The sequence below is a fragment of the Azoarcus sp. Soil_N_20 genome (genome assembly GCF_057656155.1).
The window spans coordinates 133,369-148,486 of sequence record NZ_JBDGKX010000012.1; the positions used below are offsets into that span (position 1 = coordinate 133,369).

The following is a 15,118-nucleotide window of genomic DNA, read 5'->3' on the forward strand; positions in this document are numbered from 1 at the left end:
GTAATCGCGCTGCTCATCGCAGCCCTTGCACCTTCCCGAGCAGGTGTACTTGAAGCGGCCGGGTATCAGCGGACACACGGAAGGGGCACCCGCGGACGGCCATGCCTGGGGCGCGGGCGCACTGCCCTCACCGCCGTGCATGGGAGGCTGTCCAGGCGCGGGCGTCCGGGCGGGTCGGCTCGGTTTCACGCCGCTCCTACAGGTCGGTCGGGGTCAGGTATACCGCCGAATGCCCGCGCGTCTCCTCGCCGAGCTTCGTCTCCATGCGCGCGACCGACTGCAGGTGCACCTCGTCCGGTCCGTCGGCGAGGCGCAGGGCGCGGCCCCAGGTCCAGTGGTCGGCGAGCGGCGTATCCGGGCTCAGGCCCATCGCGCCGAAGGTCTGCATCGCGCGGTCGCATACGGTGGTCTGCAAGCTGGGCACGACTGCCTTGATCATGGCGACTTCCTTGCGTGCGGCCTTGGCGCCGTAGCGATCGATCATCCACGCGGTCTTCAGCACCAGCAGGCGCGCCTGGTCGATCTCGATCCGCGAGCGCGCGATCCATTCGGCCACCACGCCGTGCTGGTGCAGGTGGCGGCCGAAGGTCTTGCGTTCCTGGGCGCGCTCGACCATCAGTTCGAGGGCCAGTTCGGCAACGCCGATGCAGCGCATGCAGTGATGCACCCGCCCCGGGCCGAGGCGCGCCCGGGCCATGGCGAATCCGCCGCCCTCCTCGCCGAGCAGGTTCCCGACCGGGATCCGGACCTTGCGAAAGACGATCTCGCAGTGGCCTTCGGGCGAGTGGTGATTGACCACGTCGATGTTGCGCACCACATCCACGCCGGGGGTGTCGATCGGCACCAGCACCATGCTCTGCTGCCGGTGCGGGTCCGCCCGCGGATCGGTCTTCCCCATCACGATCAGGACCCGGCAGGCCGGATGGGCCGCATTGGTGATGAACCACTTGCGCCCGTTGATCACATAATCGTCGCCGTCGCGCACGATCGAGGTGGCGATGTTGCGCGCGTCCGACGAGGGGACGTCGGGTTCGGTCATGGCGAAGGCGGAGCGGGTCTCGCCGTGCAACAAGGGCAAAAGCCAGCGCTCGCGTTGGGCGGGGGTCGCAAAAAGGTGCAGCAGCTCCATGTTGCCGGTGTCGGGCGCGCTGCAGTTGAACGCCTCCGAGGCCCACGACACGCGCCCCATGATCTCGGCGAGTGGCGCGTACTCGAGATTGGTGAGCGCCATTCCCGGCTCGTCAGCGCGCAGTTGCGGCAGGAACAGGTTCCACAGGCCCTCGCTTTTCGCGAGCGCCTTCAGGTCGTCCATGAAGGACACCGGATAGCCCCCCGCCCGCACCTCGTCCTTCCACAGGGCGACGCGCGGAACGATATGGTCGTCCATGAAATCCCGGACGCGCCGTCTCAGCGCTTCCACTCTCGGGCTGTACTCGAAATCCACACTCGGTCCTCCCCTCTCACAAGACGCCGCCCGTCAGGCGTAACTGATCGACTCCAGACGCTCCGGCAGGTCGAGGTGCGGCAGACTGTTGAAGCTGGAGAGCCGCATGGCCTTTGCATTGAAGTAGTAGTGACAGATACCGGTGTTGCGGATCTGCATGTTGAGTTCGATCGCGGTCACCGGTGGAGCCTGCAACACCTGCTGCGCCATCGCAGCCATGACCCCGCCCGAACTCACCGCGAGCACGCGTCGCCCCCCAAGACCCTGGATCTGCTCCCGTACCCCCGCCACCCGCTGCTGAAACCGTGCCCAGGTTTCGAATGTCGGGCCGCCGATACGGTCTTCCGACCACAGTTGAAGGACGCGTTTCAGGCCCTTGTAGTAATCCGCCCTGGATCCGGCGGCCAGGCTCCGGAGCTCGATGTGCTCCGCGCTGGCGGCACGATAGAGTGACTGGAAATCGTATTCGTCGAGCCCGTCGATCCGGTCGCACGACGTCGTCGCCCCGAGGCCCCGCAGGATCGCCGCGGCCGTCTGTCGCTGCCTCTGCATCGACCCGACGAGGACCCGATCGAACGCGATTCCACGCCGGGCAAAGTGCTCACCCAGCCATACTCCCTGCCGCTCCCCGAGCGGGGACAGGCAATCGTAGTTTTCGGTCCCGAACGAAGCCTGGCCATGCCGCACCATGAACAGTTCCGCCATCCCGCTCTCCCGACTGTCGAACGGCAAGCATAGGAGGGGCCGGGCTATTCTGATACTTTATTTCCCTGATGATTAGCCATTCACAGCAGTGATCACCTGCACTCGCCACAACCCCAACGCGGATCGTTCACAAGACGGCCGCGGCCCGAGCCACTCCGACCCTGCGAAGCGACCATGCGCCTCTCACAACTCGATCTGAACCTCTTCGTCGTCTTCGACGCGGTGTACGACAAGCGCAATCTCACCCGGGCCGCGGAGCTGCTTTGCGTCACCCAACCGGCGGTGAGCAACGCCTTGGGTCGAATGCGCAAGAAGCTGAACGATCCGCTATTCGTCAGCACGCCCCAGGGCATGGTGCCGACGCCGCTTGCGGACAGCATTGCAGCACGGGTCGGCGAGGCCCTGCATCTGCTCGGGGCAGCGATCAACGAGGGCGACTCCTTTGTCGCATCGAGCACGAGGAAGGTCTTCCGGGTCAGCATGGCGGATCTGACCGAGGCCCTGTTTCTGCCCGCCCTGAGCGAAGTGCTGCACGAGGAAGCGCAAGGCATCAGCATCGAAAGCTACTATCCCGGCCGCCGCGAGATTCCGGTCGAACTGGCGACCGGCGGCGTGGATCTGGCAATCGACATTCCGCTGGTCGATGAACCGCAACTGCGCCACGCCCCGCTGCTGCGCGATACCTACGCCTGCATGCTGCGTCGCGGGCACCCTTACGAGGGGGAAACGCTGCGCATGGAGGACTACCTCGCCTTCGAGCACATCCATGTTTCCAGCAGGCGGAGGGGTCTCGGGCAGGTGGATGCCGAACTCGGGAAACTCGGGCTGCGGCGTTCGGTGAAGATACGGGTCCAGCACTACGTGGTCGCACCGGTCATCGCGCTTCAGACCGACCTGGCGCTTACCGCACCACGGCGGCTGCTGGAGCGCTATGACGGAAGGATTTTCGATCTGCCGTTCGCGACACCGCCGCTGGAATTGAATTGCTATTGGCACCGGAGCGCCGACCAGGATCGTGCGAATCGGTGGCTACGCACCACGCTTGTCGACATTGCAAATGGGCGGAGAACCGTGTGATAGGCACGAGGATGCCAAGCTGCCGCCCTTTTTCACCCAAGGGTCAATCGAGCATTTTCTGAACGCCAGCGTGCTGGATGTTCAGTCGTGATGACCCTATGCGATGGAGAACGCGGGGCCGGATCCGCGTCGCCGCACGGCCCCGAGGCCGAACATGGCAGCGGCCAGGCAGGCCAGCGTGCCGGGTTCGGGAACACTGGCCGGCGCGGCCGCCTGGGCGACGACGGTAAAGACGAAGCGGTCGGAAAAGAAGTCGCTGCCGACGAAGTCGGTGCCGGCCATCGTCAGCGTGTGGCCATCGAACCGGCCGGAGAACGAGTCGAACGGGACCATCAGACAAAAGCCCGGCAGCGTGCAGGGGTCTTCGCTGCCCGCGAAGTCTTCCCCCTCGGCGACCGCCAGGTAGGTCGGGAACGAGAAGCCCATCTGGGTGGCGCCGCCGCCATCGACCGACACCGACCGGAATCGGATCTCGTCCCGGTAGTAGCCTGTGGGGGGATAGAACCCGTCGGTGACGAATGCCGTGCTCCGCGCGACCTCGAAGCTGCCCGACAGCGCAAAGGTCTGCGACGCGGGCGGCTCGGGGCAGTTGCCGTCTTGGTCGCAGACGACGATGCCGCCGAAGGTGTAGGTCACCGAACTCCGGGCCGGATCGATGGTGACGACGGTCGCCTGTGCGCTGCCGGCAGCGGCGCCCAGCAGCAGGGTCGCGAGGGCCGTGGTGCAGAGTCGGAATATCGGATTCATGTCGGAAGGATCGCCTGTCGAAGTCATTGAAGGCCGCACCGGCACCACGGGTGGGCGGGCGCTACACCGGGACGAAGTAAAGCAAGACCGAAGCCAACGGCATATATTCCAATCGAATCATTAGATTGACGACGCCGATCGTCCCGCACACGGAGCCGGGCCGGGGCGGCTGTAAGAAATTCCGACGGCCCGCGCCACGAAGGCGTGCGGCGCGGGGAGCAAGGCGGCGCGCGCCGAGGGCACCGCAAACGCGATCCGCGCCCCGAAAAGGTTATGCCGGAAACGCATAACGCGATGAGCCAACGGCATGCCCTTGCGGTGCAGCAGTCCGCAGAATGCGCACTTCGCCATCCAGGAGTCATCGCATGTCAGCCAGCCCCACCACCGATACCGTCGTCGATCGCCTCGGCGGCCTGTCCTTTCTCAACCCCGCCGCGCCCGAACCATGGGCGAGCTTCGTCGAGCAGATCGAGCGCGTGCGCCCACACCTCGGTTCGCTCGAGCGCTGGATCGAGACCCTCAAGCATCCCAAGCGCACCCTGATCGTGGACGTGCCGATCGAGCGCGACGACGGCACCATCGCCCACTACGAGGGCTACCGAGTGCAGCACAACCTGTCGCGCGGCCCGGGCAAGGGCGGCATCCGTTTCCATCCGCAGGTCACGCTCAACGAAGTGATGGCGCTGGCAGGCTGGATGACGGTCAAGAACGCTGCGGTCGGGCTGCCCTTCGGCGGCGCCAAGGGCGGCATCCGGGTCGATCCGGCCACGGTCAGCAAGGGCGAGCTGCAGCGCATGACGCGTCGCTTCACCTCCGAGATCGGCATCATCATCGGGCCCGACCGCGACATTCCGGCGCCCGACGTGGGTACCAACGAGATGACCATGGCGGTGATGATGGACACCTTCTCGATGAATCGCGGGGGTACCGCCACCGGCGTGGTGACCGGCAAGCCGATCGCGCTCGGCGGCAGCCTCGGGCGCAAGGAAGCGACCGGTCGCGGCGTGTACATCACCGCCCGCGAGGCCGGCCGCCACCAGCAGTTGCCGATCGAGGGCGCGCGCGTGGTGGTGCAGGGCTTCGGCAACGTCGGCGGCATCGGCGCACGCCTGTTCCACGAGGCCGGTGCGCGCGTGATCGCGATCGCCGACCATTCCGCGACGCTGGTGAGCCACGGCGGCATCGACATTCCTGCGGCGCTCGAATACGTCGCCGCCACCGGTGGCCTCGCCGGCTTCACCGGTGCCGACCCGATCGGCATCGAGGACTTCTGGCGCCTCGACTGCGAGTTCCTGATCCCGGCCGCGCTCGAAGGCCAGATCACCGCGGAACGCGCCCTGGGCATTCGCGCCCGGATCGTGGTCGAAGGCGCCAACGGCCCGACCACGCCGGCCGCCGACGACATCCTGCGCGAACGCGGCATCCTGGTGGTGCCCGACGTGCTCGCCAACGCCGGTGGCGTGACCGTGTCCTACTTCGAATGGGTGCAGGACTTCTCCAGCTTCTTCTGGACCGAGGACGAGATCAACGCCCGCCTTGAACGCATCCTGGTCGGCGCCTTCAACGCCATCCGCCAGGTCGCCGACGAGAAGAAGGTGTCGCTGCGCACCGCGGCCTTCATCATCGCCTGCCACCGCGTACTCGAAGCGCGCGCCGAGCGCGGTCTCTACCCCTGAGCGGACGTCGCCGGCCGGCCCCGGGGGCGCACGACAGCTGACCCGTTCAGCCCCGTTTCACCGTTTCGCCGCACGGATCGCGGCACGGCTTGTCGACACGGTTCTGCGGAACCTGGCAAACCCGAACGGTGGAGGGGGACATGAACACAGCCTGGATGCACCTGGTCGCGGCGCTTGTGGGGCTGACGCTGGCCCTCGCCGTCCGCGCCGCGCCGGACGGCGAGCTCCTCGAATTGATCAACGCCTATCGCGCGGCTCCTCCGCGCTGCGAGGGCCGGCAGCCGGAACCCCTGCCGCCGCTGGCGCCCGACCCGACCCTGGCGCGCCTCGATGTCGAGCGCCGCGGACTGCAGGACGCACTGCGTGCGGTGGGCTATCAGGCAGCGCGCGCCGAGGCCCTGACCATCACCGGCCCGACCGATGCCGACGGCGCCATGCGCTTCGCCGCGCAACGCTATTGCCGCCTGCTGCTGAGCGGGCAGTACTCGGTCGCCGCCGTGGTGCAACGGGGTCCGGAGTGGCAGATCGTGCTCGTGCAGCCCCGTCTCGACCCCAAGCTGGGCGATTGGCGGCAGGCGGGGCAGCAGATCCTGCAACGGGTCAATGCCGCGCGCGCCCGGGAACGTCAGTGCGGCAAGCAACGCTTCCCACCGGTACCCGCGCTGCGCTGGAGCGCACCCCTCGCCGCCGCGGCATTGCAGCACAGCCGCGACATGGCTGAACACAGCTTCTTCAGTCACCGGGGGCGGGACGGCAACACCGCCGAAAAGCGCACCGAGGATGCAGGCTATGCGTGGCGGCGGGTCGGCGAGAACGTCGCGGCCGGACAGGGTTCGCCGCGGCAGGTCGTCGACGGCTGGCTGTCCAGCCCCGGCCATTGCGCCAACATCATGAACGGCAACTTCACCGAGATGGGCGCGGCCTATGCGACCAACCCGGACAGCGAGGCCACGATCTACTGGACGCAGGTTTTTGCGACGCCGCGCTGATGGCGGTCGATCACGATTTTCAGGTCCGCGCCCCTGACGCCCCTGCTCCCGGCGGTTACAATACACAGGCTTGGGATGCACGATCTTCGCTGTGAACCGCACAGGCGGGGTCAGCGGTCGTGCAAGGCGACAGGGAGTCGCCATCGGTTGGACGTCAGAAAATCAAAATCGAGGGAAAAGACATGGGTGCAGGAAAATCTAAGATCATCTACACGCTCACGGACGAGGCGCCGCTGCTGGCCACCTGCGCGTTCTTGCCGATTATCCGGACGTTCACCAGTCCGGCCGGCATCGAAGTGGCCAAGAGCGACATCTCCGTGGCGGCACGCATCCTGGCCGAGTTTCCCGACCGCCTGACCGAAGAACAGAAGGTTCCCAACGCGCTGGCCGAGCTGGCCCGCCTGACCCAGGACCCGGACACCAACATCATCAAGCTGCCCAACATCAGCGCTTCGGTGCCGCAGCTGGTGACCGCGATCAAGGAGCTGCAGGCGAAGGGCTACCAGATCCCCGACTTCCCGGAAGACCCGAAGACCGACGAGGACAAGGCCATCCGCGCCCGCTACTCGCGTTGCCTGGGCAGCGCCGTAAACCCGGTGCTGCGCGAGGGCAACTCCGACCGCCGCGCGCCGGCCGCGGTCAAGCGCTATGCGCGCAAGAACCCGCACTCGATGGGCAAGTGGAGCATGGCCTCGCGCACCCACGTCGCCCACATGACCCACGGCGACTTCTATCACGGCGAAAAGTCGATGACGCTGGACAAGGCGCGCGACATCAAGATGGAGCTGGTGACCAAGAGCGGCAAGGCCATCGTGCTCAAGCCGAAGATTTCCCTGCTCGATGGCGAGATCATCGACTCCATGTTCATGAGCAAGAAGGCACTGTGCGCCTTCTACGAAGAGCAGCTGGAGGACGCCCGCGAAACCGGCGTGATGTTCTCGCTGCACGTCAAGGCGACGATGATGAAGGTGTCGCACCCGATCGTCTTCGGCCACTGCGTCCGCATCTACTACAAGGACGCCTTCGAGAAGCACGCCAAGCTGTTCGAGGAACTGGGCGTCAATGTCAATAACGGCATGTCCAACCTCTACGACAAGATCGCCAGGCTGCCCGAATCGAAGCGCGAGGAGATCGAGCGCGACCTGCATGCCTGCCACGAGCACCGCCCCGAGCTGGCGATGGTCGATTCGGCCAAGGGCATCACCAACTTCCATTCGCCGAGCGACGTGATCGTCGATGCCTCGATGCCGGCGATGATCCGCATCGGCGGCAAGATGTGGGGTTCGGACGGCAAGCCGAAGGACACCAAGGCGGTCATGCCGGAATCGACCTTCGCCCGCATCTACCAGGAGATGATCAACTTCTGCAAGACCAACGGCAATTTCGATCCGGTGACCATGGGCACCGTGCCCAACGTCGGCCTGATGGCCCAGCAGGCCGAAGAATACGGCTCGCACGACAAGACCTTCGAGATTCCGGAAGCCGGCGTCGCCAACATCACCGACCTCGCCACCGGCGAAGTGCTGCTGTCGCAGGACGTCGAAGAAGGCGACATCTGGCGCATGTGCCAGGTCAAGGACGCGCCGATCCGCGACTGGGTCAAGCTCGCCGTGACCCGCGCGCGCAATTCGGGCACGCCGGCGGTGTTCTGGCTCGACCCCTACCGTCCGCACGAAGCCGAGCTGATCAAGAAGGTCGAGACCTACCTCAAGGACCACGACACCACCGGCCTCGACATCCAGCACATGTCGCAGGTCCGTGCCATGCGTTACACGCTGGAGCGCGTCATCCGCGGCCTCGACACGATCTCGGTCACCGGCAACATCCTGCGCGACTACCTGACCGACCTGTTCCCGATCATGGAACTGGGCACCAGCGCCAAGATGCTGTCGATCGTGCCACTGATGGCCGGCGGCGGCATGTACGAAACCGGCGCCGGCGGTTCGGCACCGAAGCACGTCAAGCAGCTGGTCGAGGAAAACCACCTGCGCTGGGATTCGCTCGGCGAATTCCTCGCGCTGGCGGTGTCGCTCGAAGACCTCGGCATCAAGACCGGCAACAACAAGGCCAAGATCCTCGCCAAGACGCTGGACGACGCCACCGGCAAGCTGCTCGAGAACAACAAGTCGCCGTCGCCCCGCACCGGCGAACTCGACAACCGCGGCAGCCAGTTCTACCTGGCGATGTACTGGGCCCAGGCCCTGGCCGCGCAGACCGAGGATGCCGAGCTGCAGGCACATTTCGCCCCGCTGGCGAAGGCGCTGACCGACAACGAGCAGCAGATCGTCGCCGAGTTCAAGGCCGTTCAGGGCAAGCCGGCGGATATCGGCGGTTACTACGTCGCCGATACCGCGAAGTACAAGGCGGTGATGCGCCCGAGCGCGACCCTCAACGGCTTGCTGAAAGCCGCGCGCGTGTGATCGTCAGGCCGATCCGATCGGCCTTGTGTTGACTCGCGATGGGGGCAGACCGCAGTCCGGTCTGCCCCCATCGCGCTTTAAGACCCCCATTCGGGCGCTACGCGGACACCTTGTTGTGCGGGTGTTCGAGAAAGAAACGCATCATCTGCTGGGTCGCGTCGGGCCCTTTGGGATCGGTGTAGGAGCCGCGCGCACTCCCGCCCGACCACGCATGCCCGGCCCCGTGGATGAGCCAATGCTCCGCGACCGCCGCGCCCTTCGGCTGATGGTAGATCGTGCGCGTGTACGCATGACCATTCGCCACCTGTCCTTTCTCCACCGTCAGCTGCGGATCGCGGCCCCCCGTCGCCGCGGCGGCACCGGCGCACTGCGCGATGACCTGGTCACCATTGCCCGGATGGACCGTGGTATCCCGATCGCCATGGAACACGATGGCCGCAACCGGGTGCGCCGCGGCACGTTTCCCTGACCGCCGCCCGCCCGGGCCGGTTCCGCCCTGCTGCATCGCTGCCAGCGCCGACGGCAGATCGCCCGCCACCGCGTGCGGCAACCCCGAATGGATGCCCACCGCCGCGTACAGCTCCGGGTGGCTGATCGCCATCGTCACCGCCATCGCCCCGCCTGCGGACAGGCCGGCAACGTAGATCCGCTGCGGATCGACGGCGTAGGTGTCACGCACGTGGCGGGTGATGCCGGCAATGATCGACGGCTCGCCGCCATCGCGTTGCTGGTCGCCCGGTTTGAACCAGTTCCAGCACTTCGACGGGTTGGCACACGGCGGCTGAGCCGGATAGACGATCAGGCAGGGCTGCTTCTCGGCGAGTTCGTTCATCCGCGTACCGGCAGCAAAATCGTCCGGATTCTGGGTACAGCCGTGGAGCATGACGACCAGCGGCAGCGGCTGGCCGTCGTAGCCGCTCGGCACATACAGCTTGTAGCTGCGCGTGCCGGCCGCGTTGGTGTAGGACTCGGTGATGAAGCGTGCGCCATCCGACAGCGGATCGACGGCCACGGCCGGCTCGCTCAGCGGGCCGTGGAATCCGCGCCATTGGGTGCGCAGCGCGTCGGCATCGACCCGGGGCCACGGACGCCTTGCGTGCATCGACGCGCCCGCTGCGTGCGCCCGCTGGAAGTGCGCTTCGGGCGGCCGGCGCTCGTCGGTCACGGCGGGTTCGGCGTCGAGCAGAAAGACGTCGTCGCCGAGCGGCACTTCCGCCCCCTGGGCGGGGCGGTCGGCAGCGGGCGCATGGAAGGGGGTGCCGCCGAGCGCGCTCTGGATGAGCGCGGTGGCCTCGGCCAGACGCCCGGCCTGGGTCAGGCGAAGGGCTTCCATCATTGCGGGATTCATTGGTGCGTTCATTGCGGACAAGTCTCCTGTCACGTCGGTGCAGCCAGGGATCGGCCGCACGGGGTTTCGCCGGGACGGCGATCAGTGAATACGGTCGGCCAGCGCGGCCTTGACCGCGGGGCTGGCATGAAATGCCCCCAGCACGACGATCGAGTCGATCGTGGCGAGGGCGAGTTCGGGTGTGACGTCGTTGGCGATGCTGGCAAGGCCCAGCACCTGGATCTGCAGCTTGTGTCCGGCCGCCTGCACCGCTTCGAGATCGCTGCGGCCGTAGTGCTGCAGGCCGAGAACGAAAGTCTTGCGCGCCACGGTCTCGCGCACCACCTCGGCGTGGGTCGCGAGCTGGTTGCGAATCGCGGTGCGGATCAAATCGGTGCGGTTGGAATAGAAACCTTCCTGCACCAGCAGATCGATCTGCCCGAGGTCGATCACGCCGAGATTGATGGTGATCTTTTCGCTCGCCTCACCGGCTTTCACACGTAGTTCGTGGACGCTCATTTCCATCTCCTTACCATCTGATTACCATCTGTATGGATGGCATCGTACGCCACTGGACGTCCCTGTCAAGTTTCGGCGACACTGCTTTCCACGCGCCCCTTTCTGGAACTCCAGTGAAACTCCCCCCCGAACCCGCCCTTGCCCTGCTGCACGAGGCTCACTACGGCACCCTGGCGACCAACTCGGGGTCGATACCGGGCTATCCGTTTGCCACCCTGGTGCCGTACGTGCTCGACGAGGCACACCGCCCGGTGATCTGCGTCAGCGCACTGGCCGAGCACACCAGGAACCTGCTCGCCGATCCCAGGGCGAGCTTCTCGGTCCTTCAGGCCGGCGCGACCGACGTACACGACTCGCCACGACTCACGTTCGTCGCCGACGCCGGGCTGTTCGAGCCTGCGCCCGAGCTCCGCGCTCGATACCTGCGTTACGAGCCGAGAGCCGAGCAGCTCCTGGCGCTCGACTTTGCGTTCTTCCGGCTCAATCCACGGCGGGTGCGATACATCGGCGGCGTGGGCAAGATGGGCTGGCTGGAAAGCGAGGACTGGGCCGCCCTGCCCCGACTGCCGGCAAAGGATGAAGCGCGCGTGATCCAGGAGGCGGCGATGAAGGTCGCCTCGAGCGTCAAACTCCTGGGCGCGGACTGCTTCGGCATCGACTACGAAGTCGCGGGCGAGCGCAAGCGGCAGCGATTTCCGGGGGCGCCGCTGCCGGAGGAGTCGCTCACCAAGGTTGCCGTGCGCATGGCCCCGGGCCTCGCCTGACGCCCGCGCCCGCACCGGGCGCAAACCGCCGCCACGACCTCACCCGGCGGCGGTCGTGACGGAAGCCGGGCACCATCGATAAACCCGACATCACGGACCGAATCATGCACAAGATTGTCTTTCTCGACCGTGCCGCCCTGGCGCCGCAAATCCGCCTGCGCCGTCCGTCCTTTGCCCACACGCTGACCGAACACGACCGCAGCCGCGCGGACCAAGTCGTCGCCCGCCTGGCCGGCGCCACCATCGCGATCACCAACAAGGTGCCGCTTGGCGCCGAGACCCTGGCGCAACTGCCCGATCTGCGCCTGGTCGCGGTGGCGGCCACCGGCACCGACGGTATCGACAAGGCGGCCTGCCAACGCCTCGGAATTGCGGTCAGCAACATCCGCGGCTACGCCGTCAACACCGTGCCGGAACACGTGTTTGCGCTGATCCTTGCCCTGCGCCGCAATCTGGTGGGCTTTCGCGACGACGTGCTCGCCGGCGAGTGGCAGAAGGCCGGGCAGTTCTGCTTCTTCAGCCATCCGATCCGCGACCTCGCCGGCACCCGGCTGGGCATCATCGGCAGGGGCGTGCTCGGCGAGCGCGTGGCCGAGATCGCCCGCGCCTTCCGCATGGAGCCGGTGTTCGCCGCGCGCAAGGGCGCAATCGAGGTCGGTGCCGGCTACATGCCGTGGGACGAGGTGATCGCCAGCAGCGACATCCTCAGCCTGCACTGCCCGCTGACGCCGCAGACCCGCGGCCTGATCGGGATGGCCGAATTCCGCGCCATGACCCGCCGCCCGTTGCTGATCAACACCGCGCGCGGCGGCCTGGTGGTGGAGGAAGATCTGGTCCGCGCGCTGGACGAGGGCCTGATCAGCGGCGCCGGCTTCGACGTCACCGACGGCGAACCGCCCGCCGACGACAACCCCGTTCTGCGCATCGCCCGCCGTCCCAACGTGATCCTGACCCCGCACGTGGCCTGGGCCTCGGACGAGGCCCAGCAGGCGCTGGCCGATCAGCTGATCGACAACATCGAGGCCTTCGTCGCCGGACAGCCGCGCAACCTGGTGCAGGCCACAGGCTGAAAAGCCCCGGCCCTGCAGCTCACCGCTGCCGCGCCGGCCCGACCTCGATCGTGATCGTGCCGATGCCATCCACCCCGCCGTGCAGGCGGTCGCCCACCTTCACCGCCCCTACCCCCGCCGGCGTGCCGGTAAAGATCAGGTCGCCCGCCTCGAGCACGAAGTAGCGCGACAGATGGGCGATCAGCTCGGGCACGCGCCAGATCTGGTCGCCGATGTCGCCGCGCTGGCGCGGCTCGCCATTGACCTCGAGCCAGATCGCGCCGGTGGACGGGTGACCGATGTGCGCCGCCGGCACGATCGCCGAGCACGGCGCCGCGCCGTCGAAGGCCTTGCCGATCTCCCACGGCCGGCCCATGCGCTTGGCCTCGGCCTGCAGGTCGCGCCGCGTCATGTCGAGGCCCACGGCATAGCCGAACACATGCTCCAGCGCCGCCTCCGGCGCAATGTCGGCGCCCCCGCGGCCGATCGCCACCACCATCTCCACCTCGTGATGGACGTCGGTGCTTTGCGGCGGATAGGCAAACACGCTGCCGTCGGGCAGCAGGCTGTCGGCGTACTTGCTGAAGAAGAACGGCGGCTCGCGATCGGGATCGTGCCCCATCTCGCGGGCATGGTCGGCATAGTTGCGGCCGATGCAATACACCCGCCGCACCGGGAAGCGCGCCGCGCTATCGCTGATCGCCAGGCTGGGCACAACGGGGGGAAACACGAACGACTCGGTCGATTGAACAGTCACCACGACACCTCCGGCAAGCACATCGATTGATCAGGCTCCAAGGCCACCGAGGATAACGCCCGCCCCAGCCTGCCGCCACTCCCGCCTGCAATTGCATTGCCGCAGCAGCGCTGCACGTCGCCACCCCTGCCGACGATCCACGGCGTAATTCTGAGAGCCCCGCCGCGCACGATGATCTATGCTCCGAGGGTGGCCAGGCCCCCGGTGTCGGCCAAAACGGGCCCCCAGCCGTTGAAGAAAACACGGCGTTGCCACATCCGGAACCATCACGATGACCGAGGAGTTCTCCCATGAACCAGGAAACCACTTGGAGCGCCCGCTACCGCGACGCCGGCGAAGCCTACCTGTTCGGCACCGAGCCCAACCGCTTTCTCGCGCATCGCCAGGAGCTGCTACAAAGCGGCCGCACCGCGCTGTCGGTGGCCGACGGCGAAGGCCGGAACTCGGTCTGGCTGGCCGAACAGGGACTGGAAGTGACCGCCGTCGAGATCTCCGCCATCGCCGTCGAAAAAGCCCGCCGCCTTGCCAACGGGCGCAGCACCCAGGTCCGCTTCATCCAGGCCGACATGCTCGCCCCGGGCTGGCCCCCCGCCGACATGCACGACGCCTTCGACTGGGTGATCGGCATCTTCATCCAGTTTGTCGGCCCCGAGTGGCGCGACAAACAGTTCGAGGTCATGAAGCAACTCACCCGCCCCGGCGGCCGCATCCTGCTCCAGGGCTATACCCCCAAACAGCTCGAATACCGCACCGGCGGACCACCTGACGTAGAGAACCTGTACACCGAGGACGACTTGCGCGCCGCATTTGCCGACTGGCAGATCGAGGAGATGGTGGAGTACGAGGACGACGTTTCCGAGGGCGCGGGGCACAAGGGGCGGTCGGCGCTGATCGGGATGGTCGCGCGCAAGCCGGGGTAGCCCAGGAGTGGGCAAAGAGCAGGATGCGGCTGTCCGGCATCCATGCCGACCATGGGTCGATGATCGGCATCCCTGCGATGCGGACAGCCTGCTGGCGGCTATTTGATTGCCGGCTAAATGATTACTTCGAGGCTCATGCTCCACGCATGAATTGCTCAAAATTCCACTTGTCTATGTCGAAGGTCACGAGGTTGTTCTCGTCGCCGTTCAACATCCCCACCGCGTAACGCCCGCCCCATACTTGGCGCAGCTCCTCCCGCGAGAGTGAGCGAATCGTCGTGGTTTCCTCGCCTTGCTGCTCGATGTCGAGCGGCGGCAAGTCCTTGATCATCAGCGTGCTCATGGCTTTCTCCTGATTGCGAATTAACGAGTGTGGTTTCAATCGAGCATGTTGCAGTGCTCGATTGGACAGGAGCATGGAGCGTGCCGGTTGCGGAGAATGGCTGGACGACCGTCGACGTGGCCGCGCAATTGTTGGGTTCCGGGTGCGACCGCCGGGATGACCGCAATTCCGCGAAGCGCAATGCGGCGCGGGGTGGTGGAAGGGATCCGGCAGAGCCCCGCATCTGTGCGGTGCTACCCAACACCTGCAAGACGGCGCCGCGGGGTGACGCCAGCCAGAAATCCCCCTCGTGACCGAGGCGGCACCAATGCTCGTGGTCAGCGACGCTCTTCATCGGCACTCGACCCACAAGAGCTATTCGGGTTTCGAGTGAACGAAGGG

The 15,118-nt window shown here is 66.5% G+C and carries 14 protein-coding genes; 7 read left to right on the forward strand and 7 right to left on the reverse strand.

Annotated elements, in window-relative coordinates; all coding sequences use genetic code 11:
• Window positions 1–196 precede the first annotated feature (196 nt).
• Entirely contained in the window at window positions 197–1,444 is a 1,248-nt protein-coding gene (locus AC3A35_RS21135) for an acyl-CoA dehydrogenase family protein (RefSeq protein ID WP_487438319.1), read from the reverse strand.
• A gap of 33 nt (window positions 1,445–1,477) precedes the next feature.
• Window positions 1,478–2,149: a histidine phosphatase family protein gene (locus AC3A35_RS21140; RefSeq protein WP_487438320.1), complete on the reverse strand. Its 672-nt coding sequence runs from the start codon at window positions 2,147–2,149 to the stop codon at window positions 1,478–1,480.
• A 174-nt stretch (window positions 2,150–2,323) separates the two neighbouring features.
• On the opposite strand from AC3A35_RS21140, the gene AC3A35_RS21145 reads away from it, so the two are divergent.
• Window positions 2,324–3,226, forward strand: a complete 903-nt coding sequence (locus AC3A35_RS21145) for a LysR family transcriptional regulator (protein WP_487438321.1) — start codon at window positions 2,324–2,326, stop codon at window positions 3,224–3,226.
• A 96-nt stretch (window positions 3,227–3,322) separates the two neighbouring features.
• On the opposite strand, the gene AC3A35_RS21150 is transcribed toward AC3A35_RS21145, so the two are convergent.
• Window positions 3,323–3,973 (reverse strand): PEP-CTERM sorting domain-containing protein, encoded by a 651-nt coding sequence (locus AC3A35_RS21150; protein ID WP_487438322.1) that lies wholly within the window; start codon window positions 3,971–3,973, stop codon window positions 3,323–3,325.
• Between the two features lie 365 nt (window positions 3,974–4,338).
• Here AC3A35_RS21150 and AC3A35_RS21155 point away from each other — a divergent pair, with 365 nt between their 5' ends.
• The 3 genes from AC3A35_RS21155 to AC3A35_RS21165 all read left to right on the forward strand — a co-directional run bounded on the left by AC3A35_RS21155 (window position 4,339) and on the right by AC3A35_RS21165 (window position 9,058).
• Entirely contained in the window at window positions 4,339–5,649 is a 1,311-nt protein-coding gene (locus AC3A35_RS21155; RefSeq protein WP_487438323.1) for a Glu/Leu/Phe/Val family dehydrogenase, read from the forward strand.
• Between the two features lie 140 nt (window positions 5,650–5,789).
• Complete coding sequence (locus AC3A35_RS21160) at window positions 5,790–6,638, forward strand: CAP domain-containing protein (protein WP_487438324.1); 849 nt, start codon at window positions 5,790–5,792, stop codon at window positions 6,636–6,638.
• Between the two features lie 182 nt (window positions 6,639–6,820).
• Window positions 6,821–9,058 (forward strand): NADP-dependent isocitrate dehydrogenase, encoded by a 2,238-nt coding sequence (locus AC3A35_RS21165; RefSeq protein ID WP_487438325.1) that lies wholly within the window; start codon window positions 6,821–6,823, stop codon window positions 9,056–9,058.
• Between the two features lie 97 nt (window positions 9,059–9,155).
• Here AC3A35_RS21165 and AC3A35_RS21170 read toward each other — a convergent pair whose 3' ends face one another.
• Both AC3A35_RS21170 and AC3A35_RS21175 read right to left on the reverse strand, forming a co-directional pair.
• Window positions 9,156–10,418: an extracellular catalytic domain type 1 short-chain-length polyhydroxyalkanoate depolymerase gene (locus tag AC3A35_RS21170; RefSeq protein ID WP_487438326.1), complete on the reverse strand. Its 1,263-nt coding sequence runs from the start codon at window positions 10,416–10,418 to the stop codon at window positions 9,156–9,158.
• 69 nt (window positions 10,419–10,487) lie between these two features.
• Window positions 10,488–10,904, reverse strand: coding sequence for a CopG family transcriptional regulator (locus AC3A35_RS21175; protein ID WP_487438327.1), 417 nt, complete (start codon window positions 10,902–10,904; stop codon window positions 10,488–10,490).
• A 113-nt stretch (window positions 10,905–11,017) separates the two neighbouring features.
• Here AC3A35_RS21175 and AC3A35_RS21180 point away from each other — a divergent pair, with 113 nt between their 5' ends.
• Together AC3A35_RS21180 and AC3A35_RS21185 are read left to right on the forward strand one after the other, a co-directional pair.
• Window positions 11,018–11,668, forward strand: a complete 651-nt coding sequence (locus AC3A35_RS21180; protein ID WP_487438328.1) for a HugZ family pyridoxamine 5'-phosphate oxidase — start codon at window positions 11,018–11,020, stop codon at window positions 11,666–11,668.
• A 104-nt stretch (window positions 11,669–11,772) separates the two neighbouring features.
• Window positions 11,773–12,738, forward strand: coding sequence for a D-2-hydroxyacid dehydrogenase (locus AC3A35_RS21185; protein WP_487438329.1), 966 nt, complete (start codon window positions 11,773–11,775; stop codon window positions 12,736–12,738).
• Between the two features lie 19 nt (window positions 12,739–12,757).
• Here the strand turns inward: AC3A35_RS21185 and AC3A35_RS21190 are convergent, their stop codons facing one another.
• Window positions 12,758–13,474, reverse strand: coding sequence for a fumarylacetoacetate hydrolase family protein (locus tag AC3A35_RS21190; RefSeq protein ID WP_487438330.1), 717 nt, complete (start codon window positions 13,472–13,474; stop codon window positions 12,758–12,760).
• 290 nt (window positions 13,475–13,764) lie between these two features.
• On the opposite strand from AC3A35_RS21190, the gene AC3A35_RS21195 reads away from it, so the two are divergent.
• Window positions 13,765–14,394 (forward strand): SAM-dependent methyltransferase, encoded by a 630-nt coding sequence (locus AC3A35_RS21195; protein WP_487438332.1) that lies wholly within the window; start codon window positions 13,765–13,767, stop codon window positions 14,392–14,394.
• A 133-nt stretch (window positions 14,395–14,527) separates the two neighbouring features.
• On the opposite strand, the gene AC3A35_RS21200 is transcribed toward AC3A35_RS21195, so the two are convergent.
• Window positions 14,528–14,737, reverse strand: a complete 210-nt coding sequence (locus tag AC3A35_RS21200; RefSeq protein WP_487438333.1) for a hypothetical protein — start codon at window positions 14,735–14,737, stop codon at window positions 14,528–14,530.
• Window positions 14,738–15,118 lie beyond the last annotated feature (381 nt).

Excerpts from the sequence above, each read along its gene's own strand:
- AC3A35_RS21150 (WP_487438322.1), bottom strand. The coding sequence starts at position 3,973 with ATGAATCCGATATTCCGACTCTGCACCACGGCCCTCGCGACCCTGCTG.
- AC3A35_RS21155 (WP_487438323.1), top strand. The coding sequence starts at position 4,339 with ATGTCAGCCAGCCCCACCACCGATACCGTCGTCGATCGCCTCGGCGGC.
- AC3A35_RS21140 (WP_487438320.1), bottom strand. The coding sequence starts at position 2,149 with ATGGCGGAACTGTTCATGGTGCGGCATGGCCAGGCTTCGTTCGGGACC.
- AC3A35_RS21170 (WP_487438326.1), bottom strand. The coding sequence starts at position 10,418 with ATGAACGCACCAATGAATCCCGCAATGATGGAAGCCCTTCGCCTGACC.
- AC3A35_RS21200 (WP_487438333.1), bottom strand. The coding sequence starts at position 14,737 with ATGAGCACGCTGATGATCAAGGACTTGCCGCCGCTCGACATCGAGCAG.
- AC3A35_RS21175 (WP_487438327.1), bottom strand. The coding sequence starts at position 10,904 with ATGAGCGTCCACGAACTACGTGTGAAAGCCGGTGAGGCGAGCGAAAAG.
- AC3A35_RS21160 (WP_487438324.1), top strand. The coding sequence starts at position 5,790 with ATGAACACAGCCTGGATGCACCTGGTCGCGGCGCTTGTGGGGCTGACG.
- AC3A35_RS21165 (WP_487438325.1), top strand. The coding sequence starts at position 6,821 with ATGGGTGCAGGAAAATCTAAGATCATCTACACGCTCACGGACGAGGCG.
- AC3A35_RS21185 (WP_487438329.1), top strand. The coding sequence starts at position 11,773 with ATGCACAAGATTGTCTTTCTCGACCGTGCCGCCCTGGCGCCGCAAATC.
- AC3A35_RS21145 (WP_487438321.1), top strand. The coding sequence starts at position 2,324 with ATGCGCCTCTCACAACTCGATCTGAACCTCTTCGTCGTCTTCGACGCG.
- AC3A35_RS21195 (WP_487438332.1), top strand. The coding sequence starts at position 13,765 with ATGAACCAGGAAACCACTTGGAGCGCCCGCTACCGCGACGCCGGCGAA.